The sequence below is a fragment of the Burkholderia stagnalis genome (assembly GCF_039848545.1).
In the GTDB taxonomy this organism is placed as follows: domain Bacteria; phylum Pseudomonadota; class Gammaproteobacteria; order Burkholderiales; family Burkholderiaceae; genus Burkholderia; species Burkholderia stagnalis.
On sequence record NZ_CP156686.1, the window covers coordinates 1201756 to 1226230 of the forward strand.

Here is a 24475-nt window from a genome sequence, read left to right on the forward strand (position 1 = left end):
GGCGGTCGCTGTATCGTCAATTATAGGAACGGTGCCGCCAGGACAAGCGCCGGGCCGGACAGGTCGCGCGCCGGCTGCATGCCTTCGCGCCATAAGCGGCCGAGGCCGCTACCCATGGATGTTCTCGACGCGCATCGCGAACGCCACGCCCCGTTTCATGTTGGGCGAGAGAAAACAGGGGCTGCGGAAATCGTTTGGGAGAACCAGACACCGTGATTCTTCAAGTTTGCCCGGCCGGCCATGTGAAATGACGGAGATCATAAAAATTGTCTTTTCTTTCATTGGGTTAGGAAAAGCCTGCGTGCATGAGCCGAGACTGGCACGTCCTATGCGTTTGTATCTGCGAGCGCAACGAAAAGTGCTCTCTTCCAAACCGCAGCAAACCCAAGGAGATTTATCATGTCCGCACTGATGATCAACGACCTGTCCCGCGCCCACGAACTCAGCCGCAAGGAAATGGCTTCGGTCAGCGGCGGTAGCGTGTTCCAGAACATGGGCATCAACAATATCGCGACCGGCGGCGGCTTCTCGTTCGCGAGCCCCAACACCATCACGGCCCCGGTGACGCAGGTCGATGCCTCGACGCACCTGGATCTCACCAGCGTGACCAACTCGCTCAACAACCTTGGCGGCCTCGTTGTCGCGAAGATGGGCCTGTAAGTTTCACCCTGCTTCCAGGCAGTGGCAGCCGTAGCCGATAACGCTGTAGTGAAGTTCTCCAGACTGCCGCGAGTGCGTCCTCGCAGCGCTTGAAGCCCGCCAGGCCGTTCCCGCTTGGCGGGCTTTCTTGCATCGATAAAAACGAAGCCGGCATCGCCGGGAAACTTGCTGGTGATCCGTCATTTGCGCAGGCCGCCCCGATCAGCGGCCGGCCAGATCCGGAGGCGCATTTAGCCCCTCCCCGCCCCTGCACGCGAATCCGCTCAACTTCGTCGACGTCGATGGCGTCACGCCTTCCCGATCTTTGCGTCAATTCTGGTTGCGACCGCTCGTCGTCGCACCATCGCGCAGGCGTTCGCCTGCATCGCGAGCGCTATGCCTTCCTTCCTGTCGGGCGAGAGAAAACAGCCGCCACGGAAATTGTTTGGGAAAACCAGACATCGTGATTCTTCAAGCTTGCTCGGTGGGCCGCGTGAAATGGCCTCAGCCAGATCGAATCGCGTTTGTTTTCATGAGGTTAGGTGCTCCTCCGCGCGCCCGGGACGATGCTGGCACGCCCTATGCGTTTGTATCTGCGAGCGCAACGAAACGTGCTCTTTTCCAAACCGCAGCAAACTCAAGGAGATTTACCATGTCCGCACTGATGATCAACGACCTGTCCCGCACCCACGAACTCAGCCACAAGGAAATGGCTTCCGTCAGCGGCGGTAGCGTGTTCCAGAACATGGGCATCAACAATATCGCGACCGGCGGCGGCTTCTCGTTCGCCAGCCCCAACACCATCACGGCCCCGGTGACGCAGGTCGATGCCTCGACGCATCAGGATCTCACCAGCGTGACCAACACGATCAACAACCTCGGCGGCCAGGTGATTGCGAAGCTGGGCCTGTAAGTTTGCCCTCGCGACGTTTGAAGCCCGCCAAGCCGTTCTCGCTTGGCGGGCTTCCTTGCATCGATAAAAACGAAGCCAGCGCTTTCTCCCGGCATTCATGGCGCATGAACCGCTGAACGGCAATCCGATCGACGCACCGGGTCGCGCCAACCGATATCCAGCCCCGCATCCGCGTAACTCCGTGCCAGCACGGCTCGGTTGCGCTCGTAGCTTCGCGTCACCCAGTCGCAGTACAGCGCTGCCAGCACGCTCGCCCGATCGGGATGACGCATGACCTCGACGGCCATCGCGCCCGCGCGCAGGCCGGAAGCGATGGCAAAACGCAACCCGTCTCCTGTCGCGGGATCGAGATAGCCCGCCGCATCGCCGCACACGACATAGCCCGGCCCCGCAGCCTGGCGCAGGTGCCGCCAGCGCCGGCACTCGCGCCACACCGGCCCGACCGGCGCCGTGTCCACGGGCCATGCGATATCGCCATCGCGCAGCGTCGAAAGCGACGTCCAGATCTGAAACGTGGACGTTGCTCTCAACCAAAGCCAGCCATCACGCGCGATGTTCCAGTGTGTGCCGATGCGCGCGCCGTGCGTGCGCGCGTAGCCGCGGCGAAGCCAGAACGGCGAAGAGTCGGTTGCCACGTCGAGCCCGATCGCGCGCCGCAGCCATCCGTTGATGCCGGTCGCATCGATCACGATGCGTGCGCCGACATCGCCGTCGCCGCGCGCGATGCCGACGACCGTTCCATGATCGACGCGCGAGACAAATCCGTCAGCGGGCGCGCGCGAATAGCGAACGCCCGCAGCCAGCGCTTCGGCGCGCAAGCCGTCGTCCAGGCGGCTGCGTATGACCGCACGTCCCCGCTGCGCATCCGCGTGGCTGTCGAGCCAGGTATCCGGTTGCCGCGCCAGCCCGGGCGCCAGTCGATCGAGCAGCGCGAGCGCGGCGCCGGACACGCATTCCGGCGCCGCGCGCGAACGCCCGCGACCCAGCATCCACACGTTGGCGCCCGCGCTCGCCGCAGCGATCGCCGCGGCACATCCGGCAGGCCCGTCGCCCACGACGAGCACGTCACATGCGTTCATCGCACCGCAATCACTCAGTAAAGCCCGAGCGCGTCAGGCCCCGGTGCGCAGCGCAGCACGTGCCCGACCGTCCGCGCCTCGGTCGCATCGCAACGGATCGCCTGCCCGTAACGCACGCGCAATCGTCCCGGCGCGTGCTGCTCCGGCGCCGCATCGTTATCGGCAGGAAGGACAAACAGAAAGCGATAGCACCGTGCATCGCCGGCTTCGCGAAGCACCCGTGCGGATACCAGCCACAGTCTCGTATGCGAAGGCGTTTGCCCGTCGTCGCATGCGGCGACGGCATGGCGCAACGCGCTGATCCGCCGAATCAGCTCGGCGGAATCGACATGCTCGAATGCGCCATACAGCATCTCGCCGTGCAGCGCGTTTGCGACGTAGTCCGCGCGTTCGATGTCCGCGTAGTCCACGCGGCCGTCGGGCGTCAGGTACGGGCCGTATTCGCCGTCCCATCCGCGCCGCGTATTCGACTCGTCGCCGCGCGTGACCAGCGGATGACACGGATGCAAGCCGAGTTCATGGTCGAGCATGGGGATGGCGGTCGGCGCGTCGGACCGATTGAAGGTTCTCGACGCATCCGGGCTCACGGCGGGCCAGAAGCTGTTGGAGGCCGCGCAGAGCTTGATGTCTTCGGCAAACGGGCTGCCCAACCCGAAGGTGGCGAGGAAGATGCCCCGCCGGTCGCCTGCGTAGGTGACGTCCCAGCCGGGCGCGAACACACTCGAAGACGCGTCCGACAGAAACGACGTCATGCGCGGCGTATGCACTTCCCTGTCCTGCCGGCGTGTTGCGCGTGCCGCCCGGCTGAACGCGGCGGCGATCGTCCGGTCGTTCGGCGAAAACGCCTGCGTATTCCTGAACGGATCGACGTGCCCGGGATTGGCCGCGAGACGCTCGGCGCTGAGCGATATCGGCGAGCCGCTGCGGAACTGCGACTTCGGATCGATCTGCCGGTCCGTGAACCAGCGCTGCAGTTCCGCCTGGTCGGCGTACGGATAGAAGTCCGGCGCGGCGACGACCGAATAGGCCGGCAGCACGGCGTGTTGCGCGAGCTCGTCGACACGGATCGTCACGACCCCTTCGGTGCAGTGATCCAGAAACAACTGCGCGCGATAGCCGCCTTTGCCGACTTCCCCGAGAAAGTCCCTTCGGTCGACGGGATGCGCGCGCATATCCGTGCAGGTGCCGTTCTCGTGCACCTTGTGGCGGATGTTGATGAATTCCGGCGCATTGCGCGGTTCGGGAAATCGCAGCCATCCGGGCGCGAAATGCGGGAAGTATCGATGCCGCACCTCGTCGATGGCGGCCAGCACCAGCTTCCACAAGTTCGTGATGATTCTCATCGTCGTGAAGCGCCGGTTGGCGAGCGGCACCAGTCGCCATCGAGCCGGCACGCGAAAGCCGCGCACGCCGTAGTTGGCGGGCGTCACGGGCTCGATCATCGGCCGCGCGATCGGTATCAGCAGCGCGGCTGCGCCGGCGCGCTTCAGTGTGACTGCCGGTGCGTCCGGGCCGGCAGGCGTTGCCGCGTCGGGATCCTGGCAGCAGACCGCATACGGTGCGCTGTCCGGATCGCCCGCGGGCGACGGCCGCACGCCCCAGCGGGCCGCGACGGCCCGCTTCAGCTTCTCGCCCACATGACGGTGGCCATATTTCAACGTCAGCCGGAGGCCGGGCACGCACTCGTCGGGAAACAGCTTGCGCACGGGCTCGATGAAGGTGCGCCGATCGTCGCCCGATTGCTTGCCTTCGATCAGTGCAAGCGTATCGGGGCCGATGACCGGGCGGACGAGGAACGCGCCGTAGCGTGCCGGCATCGCGCGGACGTGCTCGATCCCGTCCTGGACGTGCGGCACGAAGCTGCGGGTCTGCGCGTCGTAGTGCGCGTCGACGTCGCCGTTGCGCGCAATGCCGAGCCGCGAGAACACGAGGTCCGCATGCTGCTGATGTCCGGTACGGCGCGCCGGCCGGTACTGGTAAGCAAGCACCGCGACGTCCAGCGTCTGCCAGTCGGGCGGCAGCGGCGCCAGCGAATCGATGTAGTTCTCCAGCAAATCGATCGCTTCGAGGCGCACGCCACCGTCCGGCGATGGGCACTCGGACAGTGCAAGCATGTGATAGATCAGGCTGCGCGCGGGGTCGCCGGGCTCGATCGCCCGCTCGGTGCTCGGGCAGAGATCGTGAATGCGGGGATCGTCCCAATCGATCGGCAGCGGCCGGCTCAGTCGATTCGCCGTCTCCTCGGGCGTGCCCGAATCGGACAGATCGAGACCGTGACGCTTGAACGCTTGTTGCCACGGAACCGCCAGCTCGAGCAGCAACGCGTGAACCTCATCGACAAGCATCAACGACCTCCGGTAGGTGGTGCGTTCGAAGCGGGCGGCACGATGCGCTTCGCTGCCTGTCGGCCCGGCATATCCAACCGGTCGCAGCAGGCCGCGTTTTCAGTACGTGTTTCAAACGGGCATCACATTCAGGTTCTCGGTCGCCGGGATCAGTGACTAATATAGGTGATTGCAGAAGAAATGAAGATTCGGATTGTGTTTGAAACATTGAATACTCGATCGACACATCGCGGCGAGCCACATCATGTTGAAGCGCAGAACCTTCCTGTTGGGCAGTGCGGGCGCGGCGGGCACGCTGGTGATCGGCTGGGCATGGTGGCGGCCCGACGACCGGCTGGCCATGCCCGCGGCGCTGGAGACGTCGCGCGCCGGTGTGCCGTTGAACGGCTGGGTGATGATCAGTTCGTCTAATGACGTGACGATCGTCATGAGCAAATCCGAGATGGGCCAGGGCGTGCATACCGGCGCGGCCATGCTGCTGGCGGAGGAGCTCGACGCGGACTGGTCCCGGGTTCGCGTCGTCATGTCCCCGCTCGACACGATCTACAAGGACCGCGCAACCCTCGCCGACGGCCTTCCGTTTCGTCCCGACGATGACGGCCTGCTCGCTCGCGGCATGGAGGCGCTGGCGCGCCGCGCAGCGCGCTATGTGGGCTCGATGGTGACGGGGGGATCGACGAGCATGGTCGATCTGTGGGGGCCCATGCGCGAGGCGGGCGCGACGGCCCGTGTCATGTTGCGCGGCGCTGCGGCGAAGCTCTGGAGCGTTCCCGCCGTGGAATGCGAGACGAAAGCCGGCCGGGTGCTGCATCGTTCGGGACGCTCCGCGACGTATGGCGAACTCGTCCGGCTCGCGCGGGACGTGCCGCGCCCGACGCATGTCGAGCTCAAGGACCCGAAGGCGTTCACGCTCGTCGGGAAACGGCTGGGTCGCATCGAGGCGCGCTCGAAGCTCGACGGCAGCGCGCGTTTCGGCATCGATGCGCTTCCGGACACACTCCTCTACGCGAGCGTCACGATGTGTCCGACGCTCGGCGGACAGGCGCTGGATTTCGACAAGTCCAGGGTCGCCAGCCTGAAAGGCGTGACCGGCATCTTCACGATCGAGCCGTACCACGGCGGAACCGGAGGCGTTGCCGTCATTGCGGACAACCCGTTCATCGCGATGCGGACGTTGTGCCAGCTGTCGATCAGATGGGACCACGGCCCGGCTGCCGGCGTGAATACCGCGGATGTCCGCGCGGCGTTGACGCGCGCGCTCGACGGCGACGCGGGCCGCCACGCCTTCTACGCCGCCGGCGATGCCGATGCCGTGCTGAGCCGCGCGAAGCCGTTCGTCGCGCAGTACGAAGCGCCTTATCTGGCTCATGGCGCGATGGAGCCCATGAATTGCACGGTGCGGGTCGACGACGACGCGGCGACGGTCTGGGTCGGCACGCAGGTTCCGATGCTGGCGCGCAAGGCGGTCGCGGCGCTGCTGGGGCTGGGCGAAGACAAGGTGGTCGTGAATCAGCAATTGATCGGCGGCGCATTCGGCCGGCGGCTCGAGGTCGACTTCATCGCGCAGGCCGCCGCCATCGCACGCCATGCGAAGGGGCGGCCCGTGCAGACGATCTGGTCGCGCCCGCAGGACATGACGCACGACTTCTACCGCCCCGCCTGTGTGGCGAGATACAGCGGCGCGCTCGATTCGAGCGGCCGGCTGGTTGCATGGAAAGGCCTGTCGGCGAGCCAGTCGATCAGCGCGCAGGCGATGCCACGCACCTTCGGCACGCCCGCCATCGCCGCGAAGCTGCTGCCCGACGCCACCACGGCGGAAGGTGCATTCGACCAGCCCTACGAATGCGAGAACGTTCTCGTCCAGCACCATACGGTGGCGCTCCCGGTGCCCGTCGGCTTCTGGCGCTCCGTCGGGCACTCGCATCAGGCATTTTTCGTCGAGAGCTTCATCGACGAGATGGCGGCGCTGGCACGGAAAGACCCGATCCAGTTTCGCCTCGACATGCTGAAGCAGCCGGCGCACCAGCGCCATGCGGCAGTGTTGCAGGTGCTCGTCGCGCTGTCCGGCTGGCGTGCGCCGCTGGCATGGCGTGACGAGACCGGCGCGCGTCGCGCGCGCGGCATGGCGATGCACGAATCGTTCGGCAGCGTGGTCGCGCAGGTCGCCGAACTCCGGCAGGAAGGCGACGGCTTTCGCGTGACGCGCGTGGTCTGCGTGATCGACTGCGGGCTGGCCGTGAATCCGAACCTCGTCGAGCAGCAGATGGAAAGCGGGATCCTCTTCGGGTTGTCGGCCGCGCTCGAACAGGCGATCACGATCGAGAACGGGCAAGTCGCGCAGCATTATTTCGACGACTACCCGCTGGTCAACATGGCAACGTGTCCCGAGATCGTCACGCAGATCGTGGCGGGCGGGACCGAGCCGCGCGGCGTCGGCGAAGCGGGCACGCCGCCGATTGCAGCGGCTGTGGCGAATGCGCTGTATGCGCTCACGGGCGTGCGCCATCGCACGCTGCCGCTCGTCAAGCCGCCCCTGCCCCAGCAAGGAGACGACCGATGGTGTCAGTCCGTATCAACGGGGAGGCCGCTCATCTCGATGCCGAGCCCGACACCCCGCTGCTCTGGGTGATTCGGTGCGAACGGAAGCTGACCGGCACGAAGTTCGGCTGCGGCGTCGGGATCTGCGGCGCATGCATGGTGCTGCTGAACGATCAGGCCGTGCCGGCCTGCCAGATTCCGGTCGGTACGCTGGACGGCGCGCGCATCACGACCGTCGAAGGGCTCGACAGCCCTGAAGCGCGGGCACTGAAGGACGCGTGGATTGCCGTCGACGTCGTGCAATGCGGCTATTGCCAGAGCGCGCAGCTGGTCGCTGCCACGGCCCTGCTCATGCGCTGCCCGCGCCCCGACGACCGCCAGATCGACGAGGCGATGAAGAACATCGGATGCCGGTGCGGCACGTTTCCCCGCATCCGCAAGGCCATTCACAAGGCGGCCGAAGCGCTGGGCCGCTGACGGTGACGAATCCGCTCGATCATTTGCCGCCGGCATGCGTCGTGATCTGCACGAAATCGGCGGCAATGTGGCCCGCGCCGTACTTGGCCTCGAACAGTTTCAATTGCCGATCGACGGCCGCGAGATAGGCGGCGCGCGGCTCGGAGGGCGGGCGAAGCCCGTCGAACAGCGGCGCCGGCGTGACGAGGAGCACGATCATCTCGGTGCCGAACGGCTTGCCGATCACCCAGTCGCCCATGCTGCCGATCGTGGCGGCGTAATTCGGCGGCGCCTGGTTGTCGCGTGCGTGGCTGCTCGGCACGAGATGCACGACACTCCCGTTCAGCACGTAGTAGTCGACGTTCACGTACGAGTCGTAACCGGGCGTCGTGATGTCGATGACCAGCGGGTTGCCTTCCGCGAGCGGCGCATCGGGCGGCCGCGTGCGGATCGACGCGGTGTGTGGCGACGCCCGATTCGATCGCCAGTACGGGGCGAGCGCGCTCACGACCTCGCAATTGTGGGCATCGACCGGGCGCACATCGAGATTCGCCGTCTGCCCGCCCGGCATGCCGCCGAGCGCAGCGCGCAACCGCCCGATGCCGACACCGGATTCCACGTAACCCCGCACCTGGAGCACGTGATCCTGCACCGACGCATCCAGCGCCGAACAAGGGACGCGCGCGAGCGCCGCCATCACGGACGGCAGCGAGATGGCCGGCGGCGGCGCCGGCTCGCTGGCGGCAGCCGACGCGGCGTTCGTGGTGGCCGCGGGTGCGCTGCCGGCTGCGACGCCCAACTTCGCGGCATCCCCTCCGCCTGCAGGCGCCTGCGCGAGCGCGTCCGCTGCGGGGCGCTTTTCGCCGCTGCGCGACAGCGCCTGGTAGCCGTACCAGAGCACGGCGATCGCTGCCAGCACGCAAGCGCCCACGGCTGCCCCGACGCGTACGCCCGATGCCGGCGTACGACGCTCGAGCACGCCCATGCCCTCCAGGAACAGGTTGATGCTCGGCGTGCGCGTCGCGCGGTCGAACGACAACGCGGCGCTCAAGGTTCGCCATTGCGCGCGATCGAGACCGGGCGGGCGCTCGGGCCGCAAGTGGTCGTGACGCGCCTGCGTGGCCGAGCGCCGATCGAACGGATGGTGTCCGGTCAGCAATTCGTAGGTGACGCAGGCGAGCGCGTAGACGTCGTCGCGCGGATCCGGTTCGCGATGCTCGAACATCTCCGGGCTCGCGTAGGCAGGCGTGATGCCGCCGAGGCTCGCCGGGTCGAACACGGTCACGTCGGGATCCTCGTCGCGCCGCTGGAAGGCGCGAGCGATCCCGAAGTCGATCACCTTCACTTCGCCCCTGTCGGTGAGGAACACATTGGCGGGCTTGAAATCGCAGTGGACGAAGCCGCGCTCATGCGCATACGCGAGCGCCTGGCCCATGCCGGCGATGATCGGCAATGCGGCATCGAGCGGCATGCCCGTAAAGCCCGGCGCACGCAGCACCTTGCTGAGCGGCTTGCCCGACAGATACTCCATCGTGAGGTAGACGAGCGGGCCGTCGCGATCGAAGTCGTAGACGGTGACGATGTTGCGATGGGCGAGCGTCTGCGCCTTGCGGGCTTCGCGCTGAAGCGCGATCAGCGACGTCGGCTGGCCGCGAAACTGCACGTTGAGCACCTTGATCGCGATGTGCGGCTTGCGATCCGACGCCTCCAGCTTGCGGAGGTCGAGCGCCTTGTACACGGTGCCCATCCCGCCGACGCCGAGGCACTCCTCCAGCACGAAGCGCCCGTTCAGCGTATCGCCGATGCCTTTCACGCGCTCGCTGTCGACGAACATCGCGCCGCTCGACGGGCCCGGACTCGCCCCCGCATGAAGCGGGCCCTCCTGGACCCGGGTGGCATCGCCGGCCGATGCCGTCTTGTCGCGGCACCGTTCGATGCGTCTCAGCACTTCCGCATAGATCTCGTCGGACAGCGGCTGCGTGGTTTGCGTCTGGTCGAGCACTTCGCGCAGTTGCGCGCAATCGACCTGGTCGGTCGCCAGCACCCGGTCGATCTCCGAGAAGAACGCGTCCTGCGACAGCGCCCCGCTCTGGAATGTCTGAATCAGCTGCGTAAAGCTCATCATTCGTATGCCGTCTACTCAGCTTCAGCTTGCCGACCCGCTTCGGAACCTCACGGCGCCGCCACGTCATCGTCAGACGAATTCGACTGCGCGCCGCACCGGCCGCCAGCCTTCTGACAGGATGTCTAACAAATCATACTAGTCTGCGGTCACGCCCTGTGCAATCGGTGCCGGAGCTAGATGTCGGGCAGATCCGCTTCCCGTGCGCGGCCGTGCCGCGAAACCTATACTGGACAGATTCCCGGTGGGCCGGCGCATCGCACGATGCTGCGCGGCTGCCCTCCTCCCATCCGATCTCGCGGAGCGAACCATGGGCGTGCTCGTCATCAACGATCTTCCCGAAAGCGTCGACCTCGACCGGCAGGCGATGGCCGCCATCACGGGCGGCGCGATGGTCCGCGCGCATCAGACGATGCTCGCGCCGCAGGCTTTCCCGTATCTGCACACCGACACGCACGGCGCTGCGTCGACGCGCATGCCGGCGGTCGACGCAGCGGCATCCCGGCCGCGTCCGACGCTGTTGCGTTGAAGGGCGCACCGCTCGACCCGGCGCGCACGGTCAGGCCGCGCGCGCCGTCATCACGGGCCGCCGATCCGCCGGCGGGAACACGCACCACGAGCCGTCGTCGTGACGAAAGAAGAAGATCGCGATGGTGCCGGCCGGATGCGCGGCCTCGACGCAGACGAAGCGGCGCCGTTGCGCAGGCATGCGGCTGAAACGCACGACGCGCGCGGGCACGAACGTGCTCGGGGCGAGCCACTTGTCGACCTGCTTGCGCAGGGATGATCCGGTTCCGTTCATTTGAGCCTCCCTGATGGCCATGTCGAATGCTTCGAGACGTCGCTCATGCAACCGCGACACACCGTCCGCCTGCCCGCCGCGCCGCGATCAACGCACGGCAGATGGACAGCGCGAACCGCAGTGCCGTGCGCGGATGCATGACGCACGTGCGAACCTGCTCGCTGTGGCCGGTGCCTTCCACGCACCACGTGCAGAAGTGCTCGCAGTTGTTCGTCAGCAGGCGGTAGTGGTTTTCGCCGAGGCGGGAACGCGCACGCAGCACCGCGGTGCGCCCCGCATACATCGCGTACGGATGCGGCACGATGCGCACCGCGTGACCGGCGGCGAAGCGTTCGAGCGTGACTTCCTCGATCGGGCCGCGATGCAGCGACGCGCACAGCCCCGCGTAGTGGACGACACGCCCGTCGCCGACATAGATGCCGTGGTGGCTGTAGCCCGCGCGATCGGACACCAGGTGCGCGCCGAGCGGCAGCGCCGCGTCGCCGACGGGCAGCGCAGCCGCATGCTCGATCGCTTCCGCAGCGCCAGCCGCCGTGTGGAACACGGCGCTGTTCACTGGTTGAAGGTCGAGTTTCATGACTGGCTCCGTCTGCAGGTTGGCGGCCGCCCGTGTTGCCGAAGGGTCAGCCGGTTGCCAACTAACCTGCATCAAGCGTGCCAATCATCCGGCGCCCGTCGCGCAAGGCGTGACGGGACCTGCCCGGCGAGCCGCGCGTCGCGCTGTCGGCGCGCGGCCAACCATTCGACGGGGCGTGTGTTGGTGCGACGGCACCAGGTGACGCGCCGGACAGCCGTCCGCGTCTGCCGGCGCACCTGTCGGTTTCGCGGCTACGTTCATGGGCGCAACTGTTGGCTTGCGCACAACCATTGCAGGACACGGCCGCGACGCACTAGCGTGCAAGCAGCGCGGGTCGATGGCGCCGTGCCTTGCCGCGCGCGGCGCTCACCGGATCGACGCACGCGCCCGGGCAACGCACGCGGGTGGCGTCACGCATGGCACGAGGTTTGCACGTATCGGGTACCGGTCCGTCGGCCAGCCCCCCATACGGAGACTCATCATGACCTCGCTCGCGATTACCGACCTTCACATGCAGCACGACATCGATCGCAAGACGATGTCGTTCATCCGCGGCGCAGGCGCGCCGTGGGTATTCGGCTGGATCCAGCCCTACGCGCCCCCGGCTCCGGCGTTCGGGCCCGTCGTCAACCTCTATCAGACGTACAACACGTTCTATGCGAACCAGGTGCTCAACCAGATCCAGAACATCGACGTCACGAACTCGGCGCCCGGCGCGAACATCGTGGTCGGGGTTGGCGCGGACGGCCGGAACCGGCTCGTCTAGCGCCTGTTCACGCGAATGAAAGGAATGGCGCGCCGTGAGCGCAGAACTGCAATGGACGTCGGCTTCGCGCACTGACGTGGGCCGCGTTCGCGAGATCAACGAAGACGACTGCCTCGCGTTGCCGCACCGTGGCCTGTGGGCCGTTGCGGACGGCATGGGCGGCCATTCGGCCGGCGATCTCGCGAGCCGGACGATCGTGCAGGCGCTGGAGCGGCTGGCGGCCCCGGCCACGCTGGCGGACTTCATCGAGGCCGCGCGCACCGCGCTCGATGAAGTCAACGCACGCCTGCGCGAATCGGCCGCCCAGCGCGGCGTGCGCATGATCGGCAGCACGGTGGCGGTGCTGCTCGCGAGCGGCCGTCAATGCGGCTGGGTCTGGGCCGGAGACAGCCGGATCTACCTGTACCGCGACGCGCACCTGACGCAGCTCACGCGCGATCACAGCCACGTCGCGCAACTGCAGGCGCAGGGCCACCTGAGCGCGCAGCAGGCGCGCCATCATCCGGCATTGCACCTGATCACGCGCGCCGTCGGCGCGTCCGAGCGGCTGCATCTGGACGAACGGCGCATCGACGTGTGCGACGGCGACATGTTCCTGCTGTGCAGCGATGGCCTGAGCAACGAGCTGGACGAAGCCGACATCTCGGCCGCCCTCGCGTGCGGCGATTGCGCGCGCGCGACGGACCTGCTCGTCGACCTCGCATTGCTCAACGGCGGGCGGGACAACGTCACCGCCATCGTGATCCGCGCGGACGACCCCGATGCGTCCGACCGCACGCTCGCCAATCCCGCCGTGCGGCTCTGATCGACGCCGATCGACCAGGAGACCAAGCGCGACGCTTACGCCTCCTTGTCGGGCGTCGCGCCGTTCGGATGACGGAACGCTTTCGAACGGATGCCGTGCTTCTTGAGCAGCATCTGCAGGTGCGACCGGTTCATCTCGCAACGGCGCGCCAGTTCGGCGACGGTGCCGCCCGTCTCCTGCAGCCCGCGTTCGAGAAACGCGCGCTCCGCCTCGTCGCTGGCGGCGCGCTTCGCGTCGCTGAGCGACATCGGCCTGCCCGGCGCAGCGTCTTCGGTCGCACGCACGAGGCTCGACGCGGCTTTCGGGCGGATGTCCTCGGGCAGGTGCTCGATATCCGCGACCTCGCCGGCCAGGCACGACAGACGGTAGACGAGGTTGCGCAATTCGCGGATGTTGCCCGGATACGCGTAGGCGAGCAGGAAGTCGCGCAGCTTCGGCGTCGTCTTGATCGGCCTGCGCTTGAGCGCCCCCGCCGCCTCGTCGCCGAAGTACGCGAGCAGCAGCGGAATTTCGTCGCGACGCTCGCGCAGCGCCGGCAACGTCAGATGAATGACGCTCAGGCGGTAGAACAGGTCCTCGCGAAAGAGCCCCTGCTCGCTCAGCTTCCGCAGATTCTTGTTGGTGGCGGCGACGATGCGCGTATCGACGGTGATCGGCTCGTCCGAGCCGACCCGCTGGATCTCGTGCGATTCCAGCACGCGCAGCAGCTTGACCTGGCCCGACAGCGGCAATTCGCCGATCTCGTCGAGGAAGATCGTGCCGGTGTGCGCGCTCTCGAACTTGCCCTTGCGATCGTTCGACGCGCCCGTGAACGCGCCGCGCCGATGCCCGAACAGCTCGGATTCGAGCAGGTTGTCGGGAATCGCGCCGCAGTTCACCGAGATGTAGGGCCGGTCGGCGCGCGCGCCGTTCGCGTGGATGACCTTCGCCATCAGTTCCTTGCCGGTCCCGCTCTCGCCGTCGATCAGCACGGGCAGATCGGTCGGCGCGGCCTTTTCGGCAATTTCGAGCGCGGCGAGCAGCTTCGGATTGTCGCCGAAGATTCCCTCGAAGATGAAGCTGCGCTCGATCAGCGCCTGCCGGCGCCGGCGTGCCGCAGGCCCGGCCGCTTCCGGCGCGTCGGCGGCTGTGTCGAGCGTGTCCGGCGCGGCCACGGCCGCCTCGACGAAGCGTTCCTTGCGCGACATCTGCATGACTTCGTCGCGCAGCACGTTCGCCTGATTGAGCAGTTTCTCGATGTCGGCGCGCTCGAGCCTGGGCGCCCAGCGCAGCATCGAGCGCAGGATCTCGATCTTCTCGAGCAGGCCGCCATACGAGACAGCGGAGTTGCCGAATCCGTGCGGGTCGAAGAGTTTCATGTCGTGCCCAGCTGTTTCTGCACGAGCTGGTAATACATGCCCTTGAGGGCCACCAGTTCGTCGTGCGAGCCCTGTTCGACGATCGCGCCTTCGTACAGGACGAGGATCTTGTCGGCACGCATGATGGTGCTGAGCCGGTGCGCGATGATCACCGCCGTGCGCCCTTGCAGGATCTCGTGCATGTTCGCGAGGATGTTGCTCTCCGACTGCGTGTCGAGCGACGAGGTCGCCTCGTCGAACACGAGCAGGCGCGGGTCGTGATACAGCGCGCGTGCGATGCACAGCCGCTGGATCTGGCCGCCCGACAGGCCCACGCCGCGCTCGCCCACCACCTGCTCGTAGCCGAGCGGCAATTTGCTGATGAATGCATGCGCATCGGCCATCCGGGCCACCTCCTCCATGCGGCGCCAGTCGGGGCTCGCGTCGCCGCAGGCGATGTTCTCGGCGATCGATCCGGAAAACACCAGGTTGGACTGCATCACGTAGCCGATCTGCGCACGGAAATAGGCCTTGTCGATCGCGCTCATGTCGTAGCCGTCGACCACGATCTTCCCGTCGGTGGGCGCATAAAAGCCCACCAGCAGCTTCGCCAGCGTGGTTTTCCCCGAGCCGCTGCGCCCGACGATCGCCACCATCTCGCCGCGCTTGATCGTGCAGTTGATGTTCTCGAGCACGTAAGGCGTTTCGTTGCCGCCATAGCGGAAATACACGCCGTCGAAGCTGATGTCGCCCTGCAGGTCGGGCAGCAGCACGCGCGAGGCCAGTTCGGACGGCTGCTGCTCGGGCTCGATGTCGAGGACGTCGCCGAGGCGCTCCATCGCCACCGCCGCGTCGTTCATCAGGCTCCACATGCCGACGAGCCCCATCAGCGGCGCCAGCACGCTGCCCATGAACGCATTGAAGGCGATCAGCTGCCCGATGCTGAGTTCATGCGCGAGCACGAGATTCGCGCCGACCCACAGGATCACGATGGTGGTCGCCGCATTCAGCAGCTGGCTGCCCAGCGCCACCACGATATGGAATGCCTGCGCGCGGTACTGGACGTCGAGCGCCTTCGCATACTTGCGCTCCCACTTCAGCCGCACCGACCGCTCGATGCCCATGCCCTTCACGGTCTCGACGCCGCCGAGCGTCTCCATCAGCAGCGACTTCGCATCGGTGGACGCGGCGAACACCTCGCGCGCATAGCCTTTCAGCTTCGGCGTCGCGAGCGCGGTGAGCGCCATGATCGGGATCACGAAGGCGATCAGCACCAGCGTCATCTTCACGTTGTAGAGGAACATGATCGTGAAGTAGATGAAGATCATCAGAAGATTGAGCACGGTGGTGACGGTGGACTCCGTCAGGAACGCGCGGATCGTCTGGTTTTCCTGGAAGCGCGCGAACACGTCCCCGCTCTTGCGGCGCGCGAAGAACGAATACGGCAGCGACATCGTATGTTTGTAGAACTGCGACATCATCGCGAAGTCGAGACTGCGCACCATGAAGTTGGACAGATGCGCGCGGATCGTGGTCATCAGCTGGGTGAACACGTGCGAAATCACGAGCCCGGCAATCAGCAGGTGCAGCAGGCTGACGTTCTGGTGCACGATCACCCCGTCCAGCACGCTCTGGATGATGAGCGGCGGGATGACGCCCAGCACCTGGATCACGAAGGTCGCCAGGAACAGATGCGCGAGGATCTTCCGGTAAGGGCGCAGGTAGCCGATGAAGCGCACCCACGGCGAACGCGACTCGGCCTGCGGCGCGGCCTGCGCGTTCGCGGTGAACAGCAGGCAGGTGCCGCTCCAGCCGCGCTCGAACGCCTCGACGCTCAGCTTCCTGAAGCCGAGCGCCGGATCGGCGATCCGCACCCACGACTTCGACACGCCGTACACGACGACGTAGTGGTATCCCTCCCAGTGCACGATGAACGGCAGGTCGAACCCGAGCAGCGCCTCGTACGTGCACTGCACGCCGCGCGTCGCGAAGCCGACCGCCTCGCCGGTGCGCGCGAGACTGTCGAGCGTCGCGCCCTGCGTCGTCACGTTCGCCAGATCGCGCAGCTTGCCGAGCGTCATCGCGATGCCGTAGTGACGGCAGATCATCGCGAGGCATGCCGCCCCGCAATCCATCTCCTCCGCCTGCTCGACCAGCACGAAACGCTTGATCATGCGCTCGCCGAACGCGGCGTCGGCGCCGATGTCGATCTGCAGCGGGCGGCGGCGCCGTTCGGCGAGCTTCTTCTGCCGCTGCAGTTCGTGGTCGACGAAACGGATGCGCTCCTCGAGCACCTCGCGCAATTTCGGGTTGCGCTCGAGCATCACGTGCACGGTTTTTTCCGGGATGACGAGCAGGCGCGTATCGGTGACGGCGGTGACGGTCGCCGCCTGCTCCTGCCGCAGCAGGCACGCGCGCTCGCCGAAGATCTCGCCGGCGCCGAGCGTCGCGAGCGGATAGTCGTTGCCGTCCTCGTGGCACGACACGCTCACCTCGCCCTGGCGCACGACGTACAGCCGCAGGTCGCCGCCGGGCCCTTGCCGGACGATCTCCTTGCCGGCCGCGACGCGCTTCACGCCGACGCTCGACACGTATTCCTCCAGCTCGGCACGCGTCAGCTTGCCGCGCAGGTCGAACAGGCGCGTGACGAAACCGCCGGCCGAGCTGATCGCGACGTAGCTCGTCACGAACGACTGCGCGGCGGGGTTGTCGCGCAGGATCGGCTCGATCGCGCTGCGCGGGATGCACAGCACCTCGGTCTTGGTCGACGCGCGCACCGACACCTCGTGCCGGCAGTCGCGCAGCATCGCCATCTCGCCGAACACCTCGCGCTCCTTGCGCACGCCGACGCTGGTTTCCTTGCCGCGCTCGTCGGCGATCAGGCGCACGGCCCCCGATCGCAGCACGTACAGGCCCTCGGCCGCCTCGCCGCGGTTGCAGACGGTGTCGCCGAACGCGTAGGTGCGCACCTGCGCATGCGCGGCCATCCGATCGAGTTCGTCGCGCGAGAACAGCGACAGCGGCTCCACCGACGCGAGAAACGCCGCGAGCGACGGGGTGCTGGCCGGAGCGGGGGCTTGGGCGTCCATCGGTGCGGTTCTCCGTGATCAGCGTGCTTCGATGATGTGTTCCTGCGCACGCTCGGCGAGCCATTCCTCGCGCAGCAGGCGGCGCACTTCCGACGCCACGTCGGCGTCGAGCGCGGCCGGGTGTTTCGCGGTGACCGAGAAGATCTCGAAGAACGAGCCGTCGGGCGCCGCGAACGGCCCGAGCAGGTCGCCCACGTGCGCGTTGAACACCTTGGCCTCGATATCCGTCTTCAGCGAGCCGCGCAGCACCTTGCCGATCACCCCCCCGCGCTCGCTCGTGTCGGCGATCGAATGCTCGCGCGCCATGTCGCCGAAGCTGTCCGGGTCGTCCTCCAGGATCGCCATCATCTCGCGCGCCTTGCCTTCCGAATCCAGCACGATGTGGCTGACCTCGATGCTGTCGAACTTCGGTGAATTGAGCTTGAAGTACGCTTCGACGGCCGCGTCGCTGCACACCGTGTCGAGCGTTTTCTCCTGGTACAGCGTGTCGGTGATGAACCGCTCGAACTCGTCGAGGCTGATGCCGAACACGTCCAGGTAGCGGTTCATGTCCGCGGCGCGGTGCAGGCCGCGCACGCGGCGGAACTGGTCGGCGCGCTCCTGGATCTCCTCGGGCGTGACCTGCATGCCCATCTTCTTCGCCGCGCTCACCGTCAGCCGGTCGCGAACCTGCTGTTCGACGAGGCCCTCGAACTGCCCGGTGAGCTTCAGCACGCGGATGAAATCATCGGTGCCGATCACCTCGTCGTCGATACGCACGATTGCCGTCATGTCGTTCCCCTTAGGTCCATCAGCCAGCGATCTGCCGGAACGGGTCCAGCGCGAACCCGATCAGCCGGCGCTCGCGCACCACGATTTCCGCCGTGGCCGTCATCCCGTAGCGCAGCGGGTACTTCGTGCCGGCGATCACGTAGGCGTCGCGCGCCAGCGCCACGCGGCCTTCGTAGACGGGTTCCTTCGTCTGCGCCTGCGGCTTGGTGGCCGGCGAAATGTATTCGAGCGTGCCGTCCACCACGCCGTAGCGCTGATACGGAAACGCATTGAACTTGAGTTTCACGGCCAGGCCTTCTCGCAGGAAGGCGCGGTCCTGCTCCGCGATCGCGACCTTCACCACCGGCCGCGCGTCGGACGGCGCGATGCTGCCGAGCGGCGTGTTGGCGAGGATCTTGTCGCCGGGCTGCGTCGTGGTCACGTCGGTGATCACGCCGGAAACGGGCGCCAGCACCAGCAGGAAATTGTCCTTGTCGATGTTCTCGAAGCGGATGCGCGCGGCGGCATCGGCGGCGAGGCGCGCCGTCTGCACCTGCAGGCGCAGCTTCTCCTCGGTGTTCGCGATGTCGCGCACCGTCGCGTCGTACTGGATGCGCAGCCCCGCCAGCGTCCCGCCGCTGCCTTCGAGCTGCGCCTTCGCCTGCGCGAACTCGTGGCTCTGCTGCGCCTCGAGCTGCGTGAGCCGCGCCTGCGCGACGCGGTAGCTGTCCTGGGCCTGCAGGTACGCGCTGCGCTTCTGCTCCACCTGGCTCTGCGACACGCCGCCGCCGCCCGGCAGCGCGAACAGGCGCGCGTACTTGTCCTGTTCGTCCTTCGCGAGATCGAGCGCGTGGCGCGCGTTGTCGATATTGCTGCGCGCTTCGTCGACCTGCGCGCGCTGCGATTGCGCGAGCTTGCTGGTGCCCTCGGCGATGCGGTTCTGGTGGATGTGCTCCTCGACCTCGATCTGCTGCTTCAGCGCGTCGGCCTTGCGCTCCATCAGCTGTTTCTTGTCCGGGAACTGCTTCCACTCGCGCTCCGCGTCGTCGAGCTTGAGCCGCGCGTCGAGCGCGTTGGTCGCCGCCTCGATCGCGCCGCGCGCGTTGATCCGGCCGATCACGTCGTTCTTCTCGACCGGCTGGCCTTCGGCGATATAGATGTCCACGAGCTCGCCGTCGACCGGCGCGTAGATGCGGCGCACCTCGGACTCCGGCGCGAGCGCGCCCTGCGCGGTCACGATCACGTCGGCACGGCCGACGAACGACCACAGCAGCGCGCACACGACGAGCCCGACCATCGCGAGGATGGCCGCCTGCGTGAGCCGCCACGGCCGCGCCGTCAGGATCGCGATCCCTTCGACGCTGTGATCCTCCAGCGCCTCGCCGAGCGAGCGCGGCGGCTCAGGGGGGGGCGCCTGCCGCGCGCGCTTAAGGAGACTGTCGAGCTTCACCGCGCCCTCCCGAGGAAGCGAGCCGTTCCAGCGTCGCGACATGGGCCGCGAACGCCGGCGTCGCGAAGCGGAACTGCCTGAGGCGATCCAGCACGGCCGGCCCGTGCCCGGCCCGCGCGTCGCTTTCGAACTGCGTGTACTGCTGCAGATCGGCCCGCACGGCGTCGAGGCCGCCGAGGCGCGGATAGCGCTGCTCGTAGTCGGCGAGCAGCGCCGGAAGACCGTCGAGCCGGTCGTCGTCGAGCGCCGACGCGATCGCGCGCTGCAAGCGTTCGAGCGCGGCCACGTAGACGGAGTTGTCGCTTTGCAGCTTGCGCAGCTGGCTGAGCGCGTCGGCATACCGCGCGCCGAACGCGGGAACGTATGACGAAATCCGGTCGAGCAGCCGCTGATGCGCGCCCGGGTCGTCGTTCCAGCGGCCGGTCAATGCCTTGATCGGCGCTTCGTCGCGGTAGATGCGGATCGGCGCCTCCGGCCCGCCGCGGCCGGCAACGAACGCCTGCAGCTCGCCGATCCATGCAATCTCGTCGACGAGCGGCCGCGCGTCGGCATTGTGGCGGGCCAGCGTGCGCATGTCCTGCACGACGGCGCGGGCGCGGTCGAATGCGCGCGCGTTCATCGCGGCGATCCAGCCCGGTACGGTCGACCGGACGAGCGCCTCGGTGCCGAGCGCGAGGAACGCCGTATCGTCCGGATCGTTCGCGAGATGGCGGTCGGCGAGCTGCGCCGCCTGCGCGGCGTCGCCGCGCGCCAGCAGCGCGCGCATCTCGCGCAGCGGCGCGTCCTGGAAATACAGCGTCGCGAGCAGCGCGACGACCACGGCGAGCAGCCCGCCGCTCCACCAGCCGAGCCGGCGCACGTCGACGCGCCCGCTGCCGCCGAACGCCTCGCTCAGCTCCGACAGGAACACCAGGAACCTGCCGCGCCGGCGGCGTGTGTCATGCGCGGTTTCGGCTGCGCCTTGCGCGGCGTGCGGGTTCACCTCGTCGTCCTGCTGAACGGCCGGCACCGTGCAGAAGATGTCGAGGAACGAATGCGCGGTATCGACGAAGGTCGTCCGGTCGGCGTCCTCGACGGCCGCATTCGCGCCGGCGCCGGGCGACGACGTGGCCGTGATGGTGGCGTCCGGCCCCGGCTCGCGCTGCACGCCGACCCGATAGACGAAGTGATCGCCGCCGAACGCGAGCATCGCGCCGTCGGCGAGCGGCACCGCATGCTCGTCGAGGCGCCGGCCGTCGACGAAGGTCCCGTTCGTACTCCCGAGATCTTCGACGAAGACGTCGCCGTCCTGCACGTAGAGGTGCGCATGACGCCGCGACAGGTAGTTGACCTGATGCGGATACGCGTTCCGGTAGCAGGCGAAGGTGTCGTCAGTCTTGCTGACGAGGAACGGGAAGGCGGTAATGATGACCGGTTGCAGGCCGAGATCGCCGCGCTCGGGCGACAGCGTGACGACGGCCGGCCGCGCCGGCCGGTGCGTCGCGCGCGGCACGAACGCGACGCGGTACGCCAGCGTGCCGGCGAATCGCAGCTCGTCGCCGTCGCGCAGCAGGTGCGGCTTGTCGCCGACGTCGACGCCGTTGACGGCCGTGCCGTTCTTGCTGCCGAGATCGGCGACATAGGCCGCGCTGCCTTCGAAGAAGATGCGCGCATGCCGGCGCGACAGGTCGGCCACCCGCTCGGGCGGCGCCGACGCGAACGGCGTGTTCGTCCGTCCGACGGCGAACAGCGCCTTGTCGATCCGGATCTCGCTCAGCTCCGGATGGGAAACCGGCTTGAGCACGATGTCGAACTGCCGATCGAGCGCGGCCTGTTTCTCTGCAATCGAAGCGGCGTCTGGAACCATGATTCGGCCAACGATCGACATGCGCCCGCCAATGGGCACGCGGCGCAGGAAGTGCGACGCGCTTGCGAACCACCCTTGTGAAGCCGCACCGCCAACGCACATGGCAGCAAGAGTGTGAAAAAAGTTTAGGCGACGGATGACGGTAGTCAATCGGCTGGCGCCGATCGCACGGCGGCTCATGGCTGGCGTGTTCATTGCATCGCTTGGCCGGTCGGCGCGCTGCTCGCGTTCGAGACTTCGACCGCGCGCCAGCCGCCGCCGATCGCCTTGTAGAGCGTGACCGTGTCGCTCAGAATCTGCTGATGATTGGCGAGCAGCGCGAGTTCCGCGGACGCCACCGAACGTTCCGATTCGAGCACCTCCAGTTGCGACACGAGCCCTTCCTTGAGCTGTGCCTCGACTTGCGCTGCGACGGTACGCAGGCGCTCGCTCTGCTGCTGAAGCTGCACGCGCTGCCGCTTGTGCGCGTCGAGATCGACGAGTGCATTTTCCACCTCCTTGAACGCGGTGAACACGGTCTGCCGGTACTGCTGCTCGGCGACCTTCGTCTGCGCCTCGGTCGTCTTGATGTGCGCGCGCACGCTCGGGTCGAACATCGGCAGGTTGATGCTCGGCAGGAAGCTGAACGTGAACGCCCTGAACAGGTCCGACAGCGCGAACGCCGCGGTGCCGCCGCGCCCCGTCAGGCTGATCGACGGCAGTTGCGCGAGCTTCGCCGCGCCCACTTCGTCATACGATTCGAGCACGCGATACTGCGCGGCAACGACGTCCGGCCGGCGCGCGAGCAGTTGCGCGGGCAGCCCCATCGGCACGTCCGGCAGCTTGACGCGCTGCCGGAGATGGCCGGCAGGCATCCTGAATTCGCCGGCCGGCACGCCCAACAGCGTCGCGAGCGCGTTCTCGGCCGTGTCGCGCGCGCGGTGCAGCTCGATCAGGTCGTTCGACAGCCGGTTGATCTCCGCGCTCTGCCGCAGCACTTCCGTCTGCGGCGCGATGCCGTTCGCCAGCATCGACTGGTAGATCGCGAGGATCCGCCGGTTCTTGTCGAGCGTGCGCTGTTCCTGCTCGATCTGGTCGTCGAACTGGAGGATCTGGAAGTACGTGCTCGACACGTCGGCGACGAGCGTCAGGTAGCCCGCGCGCCAGTCGGCCTCGGTCGCGTGGTATTCGGCCTTCTGCGCCTGCACGCCCTTCTCGACCTTGCCCCAGATGTCGATGTCCCAGTTCACCTGGCTGCCGAGGTTGTAGGTCTTCGACAGCGTCTGATGCGTGCTCTTCTCGAAGTCCACGCCCGCGCCGAGGCTGGCGCTCGGCAGCGCGCCAGCCTGGACTTCGCCGACCTGCGCACCGGCCACGCCGATGCGGGCCGCCAGCACCTTGATATCGACGTTGCCCGCGATGGCCTTGTCGATGAGCGCGTCGAGATATGGATCGTCGAAGCTCTTCCACCACTCGGGATTGACCGTGTCCGACGCGGAGACGGGCCCGTGCGCATGCGCCCACGTGGTCTTCGCCGGCATCTCCGGGCGCTGGTAGGCGGGCATGTTCAGGTCCATGCAGCCGGACAGCAACGCCGCGCATGCGCCGGCGGAACCGGCGATGCGGGCCAGCGAACGCATGAGGCCGCGGCAGTGGCGCGTGGCGGTCGGCGACAGGTGGGTGTTCACGATCGACTCCTTCGGAGTAACGCGGCGACGCTGCGGGATCGGGTGGAGGTGTTGGTGTTCGTGCTGCAGCGTGGCACGCTCGCGTCACATACTGCATGGGGCGTGCCAGCCGCTCGCGGAAGCGGCGGGAGTCATGCCGGGCGGCTTGCCGATGCGGGTTCGGACGACCAAGAGGAAGTTCGGGGGACGTGTGCGCGGCACACGGATCGATGCGGCGTGATGGGTCGTCGCCAACAGTTCGGGCCCGGACTGTGCGGCACGCACAGACACGCGCGCCGCTCACGCCATGGGCGACGTCACTTCACGTAGATCGTGATCTTCTTCGAATAGATGGGAGGCTTCTGCGGCACGTGGTCGGCATCGCCCATCAACAGCTGCAACGTGTGCTTGCCCGGCGGAAGCTCCAGCGTGGTTTCGGTTTCGCCCGCGCCGAAATGCAGGTGATTCCGGTCGGACGGAATCGGCTGGTCCATCGGCGGCAGGTCCGTATCGACCAGCAGGTGATGGTGGCCCGTGTTCGGAAACTGCACGTGCGACGGCGCGACACCCATGTCTCGCAGGCCGAACCACACCCGGAACGGACGTCCGGCCGGCAGCACCTGGCCATCGTTGGGCCATCCGATGTAGACGACGGCCTTCGGGGCGTGCGTGGCGGTCTCTGCGGTTGCCGGCCCTGCCCATAGCAGCACCACGGCAGCGGCAAAGAGGATGAGCTTGTTCATGGCGTCGTTTCCCGGTTCGGGCGGCAGGCGCGGCGTGGCGCGCTACTTGACCGTGATCGTGATCTTCTTCGAATACACCGGCGGATCGTGCGGCACGTGATCGTGGTCGCCCATCAGCAGCTGCAGCGTGTGCTTGCCGGGCGGCAGCTCGATGCGCGCCTCGGTTTGACCGGCGCCGTAATGCAGGTGATTCCGGTCCGACGGTATCGGCTGGTCCAGCGGCGGGAGATCGGCGTCGATGAGCAGGTGATGATGGCCGACGTTCGGCCGCTCGATGCCTTTCGGGCAGATGCCCATGTTGCGCAGGCCCATGCGCACCCAGAACTTGCCGCCCGTGATCGTCGCACCGTCCGACGGCCAGATGATGTACGCCTCGGCGCCGGGCGGCGACGGCGAACGCCCCGCGGCGAAAACGATCCTCGGCACCAGGACGGTGGCGGCCATGACCAACAGCGTAGCCCTTCTTCGCATCGTGTTGCTCCTCGCGTGGGTAGCGGCGCGCGGCGTCGGACAGTGGAGCGTGTCTAACAGCTTAGGACGTAATCGACAGGAAGGCACATATCGGCGCGTAC

At 67.2% G+C, this 24475-nt stretch carries 21 protein-coding genes; 7 read left to right on the forward strand and 14 right to left on the reverse strand.

Annotated elements, in window-relative coordinates:
- Positions 1–399 precede the first annotated feature (399 nt).
- Positions 400–660: a hypothetical protein gene (locus ABFO07_RS22125; RefSeq protein ID WP_017329336.1), complete on the forward strand. Its 261-nt coding sequence runs from the start codon at positions 400–402 to the stop codon at positions 658–660.
- A 631-nt stretch (positions 661–1291) separates the two neighbouring features.
- The gene (locus ABFO07_RS22130; protein ID WP_347469570.1) at positions 1292–1552 is read left to right on the forward strand and encodes a bacteriocin; all 261 of its coding nucleotides are present in this window, start codon (positions 1292–1294) and stop codon (positions 1550–1552) included.
- A 95-nt stretch (positions 1553–1647) separates the two neighbouring features.
- Here the strand turns inward: ABFO07_RS22130 and ABFO07_RS22135 are convergent, their stop codons facing one another.
- The 3 genes from ABFO07_RS22135 to ABFO07_RS22145 all read right to left on the reverse strand — a co-directional run bounded on the left by ABFO07_RS22135 (position 1648) and on the right by ABFO07_RS22145 (position 5405).
- Complete coding sequence (locus tag ABFO07_RS22135) at positions 1648–2616, reverse strand: NAD(P)/FAD-dependent oxidoreductase (protein ID WP_347469571.1); 969 nt, start codon at positions 2614–2616, stop codon at positions 1648–1650.
- 29 nt (positions 2617–2645) lie between these two features.
- Complete coding sequence (locus ABFO07_RS22140) at positions 2646–4976, reverse strand: hypothetical protein (RefSeq protein ID WP_347469572.1); 2331 nt, start codon at positions 4974–4976, stop codon at positions 2646–2648.
- 156 nt (positions 4977–5132) lie between these two features.
- Positions 5133–5405 carry a hypothetical protein gene (locus tag ABFO07_RS22145; protein ID WP_230941955.1) on the reverse strand — a complete coding sequence of 91 codons (273 nt, stop codon included), beginning with the start codon at positions 5403–5405 and terminating at the stop codon, positions 5133–5135.
- Here ABFO07_RS22145 and ABFO07_RS22150 point away from each other — a divergent pair.
- The gene (locus tag ABFO07_RS22150) at positions 5404–7605 is read left to right on the forward strand and encodes a xanthine dehydrogenase family protein molybdopterin-binding subunit (RefSeq protein ID WP_347469573.1); all 2202 of its coding nucleotides are present in this window, start codon (positions 5404–5406) and stop codon (positions 7603–7605) included. The two genes, ABFO07_RS22145 and ABFO07_RS22150, sit on opposite strands and share 2 nt — an antisense overlap.
- Entirely contained in the window at positions 7533–7991 is a 459-nt protein-coding gene (locus ABFO07_RS22155; RefSeq protein WP_124491307.1) for a (2Fe-2S)-binding protein, read from the forward strand. The genes ABFO07_RS22150 and ABFO07_RS22155 overlap by 73 nt, the downstream gene beginning before the upstream one ends.
- Positions 7992–8010: 19 nt before the next feature.
- Here ABFO07_RS22155 and ABFO07_RS22160 read toward each other — a convergent pair whose 3' ends face one another.
- The gene (locus tag ABFO07_RS22160) at positions 8011–10095 is read right to left on the reverse strand and encodes a serine/threonine protein kinase (protein WP_124483890.1); all 2085 of its coding nucleotides are present in this window, start codon (positions 10093–10095) and stop codon (positions 8011–8013) included.
- Between the two features lie 307 nt (positions 10096–10402).
- Between ABFO07_RS22160 and ABFO07_RS22165 the strand changes: the two genes are divergently transcribed.
- Positions 10403–10621, forward strand: a complete 219-nt coding sequence (locus ABFO07_RS22165) for a hypothetical protein (protein ID WP_059805181.1) — start codon at positions 10403–10405, stop codon at positions 10619–10621.
- Between the two features lie 30 nt (positions 10622–10651).
- On the opposite strand, the gene ABFO07_RS22170 is transcribed toward ABFO07_RS22165, so the two are convergent.
- Together ABFO07_RS22170 and ABFO07_RS22175 are read right to left on the reverse strand one after the other, a co-directional pair.
- Positions 10652–10894: a hypothetical protein gene (locus tag ABFO07_RS22170; protein ID WP_059559062.1), complete on the reverse strand. Its 243-nt coding sequence runs from the start codon at positions 10892–10894 to the stop codon at positions 10652–10654.
- A gap of 43 nt (positions 10895–10937) precedes the next feature.
- Positions 10938–11471, reverse strand: coding sequence for a lecithin retinol acyltransferase family protein (locus ABFO07_RS22175; RefSeq protein ID WP_347469574.1), 534 nt, complete (start codon positions 11469–11471; stop codon positions 10938–10940).
- A 481-nt stretch (positions 11472–11952) separates the two neighbouring features.
- Between ABFO07_RS22175 and ABFO07_RS22180 the strand changes: the two genes are divergently transcribed.
- Positions 11953–12237: a hypothetical protein gene (locus tag ABFO07_RS22180; RefSeq protein ID WP_059559054.1), complete on the forward strand. Its 285-nt coding sequence runs from the start codon at positions 11953–11955 to the stop codon at positions 12235–12237.
- A gap of 34 nt (positions 12238–12271) precedes the next feature.
- Positions 12272–13042 (forward strand): PP2C family protein-serine/threonine phosphatase, encoded by a 771-nt coding sequence (locus ABFO07_RS22185; RefSeq protein ID WP_059559049.1) that lies wholly within the window; start codon positions 12272–12274, stop codon positions 13040–13042.
- Between the two features lie 35 nt (positions 13043–13077).
- Here ABFO07_RS22185 and ABFO07_RS22190 read toward each other — a convergent pair whose 3' ends face one another.
- The 8 genes from ABFO07_RS22190 to ABFO07_RS22225 form a co-directional block, all read right to left on the reverse strand.
- Positions 13078–14400, reverse strand: a complete 1323-nt coding sequence (locus ABFO07_RS22190) for a sigma-54 interaction domain-containing protein (protein WP_347469575.1) — start codon at positions 14398–14400, stop codon at positions 13078–13080.
- Positions 14397–17468 (reverse strand): peptidase domain-containing ABC transporter, encoded by a 3072-nt coding sequence (locus ABFO07_RS22195; protein WP_059911069.1) that lies wholly within the window; start codon positions 17466–17468, stop codon positions 14397–14399. The genes ABFO07_RS22190 and ABFO07_RS22195 overlap by 4 nt, the downstream gene beginning before the upstream one ends.
- Positions 17469–17486: 18 nt before the next feature.
- Positions 17487–18239: a peptidylprolyl isomerase gene (locus ABFO07_RS22200; protein WP_059559035.1), complete on the reverse strand. Its 753-nt coding sequence runs from the start codon at positions 18237–18239 to the stop codon at positions 17487–17489.
- 19 nt (positions 18240–18258) lie between these two features.
- A complete protein-coding gene (locus tag ABFO07_RS22205) occupies positions 18259–19668 on the reverse strand; it encodes an HlyD family efflux transporter periplasmic adaptor subunit (RefSeq protein WP_185633606.1) in 1410 nt (469 codons plus the stop codon).
- A complete protein-coding gene (locus tag ABFO07_RS22210) occupies positions 19646–21514 on the reverse strand; it encodes an FHA domain-containing protein (RefSeq protein ID WP_347469576.1) in 1869 nt (622 codons plus the stop codon). Before ABFO07_RS22210 ends, ABFO07_RS22205 begins: the two co-directional genes overlap by 23 nt.
- Positions 21515–21705: 191 nt before the next feature.
- Positions 21706–23133, reverse strand: a complete 1428-nt coding sequence (locus ABFO07_RS22215; RefSeq protein WP_059559159.1) for an efflux transporter outer membrane subunit — start codon at positions 23131–23133, stop codon at positions 21706–21708.
- A 344-nt stretch (positions 23134–23477) separates the two neighbouring features.
- Positions 23478–23903, reverse strand: a complete 426-nt coding sequence (locus ABFO07_RS22220; protein ID WP_059559031.1) for a DUF4399 domain-containing protein — start codon at positions 23901–23903, stop codon at positions 23478–23480.
- A 42-nt stretch (positions 23904–23945) separates the two neighbouring features.
- Entirely contained in the window at positions 23946–24347 is a 402-nt protein-coding gene (locus ABFO07_RS22225; protein WP_230950988.1) for a DUF4399 domain-containing protein, read from the reverse strand.
- Positions 24348–24475: the final 128 nt, after the last annotated feature.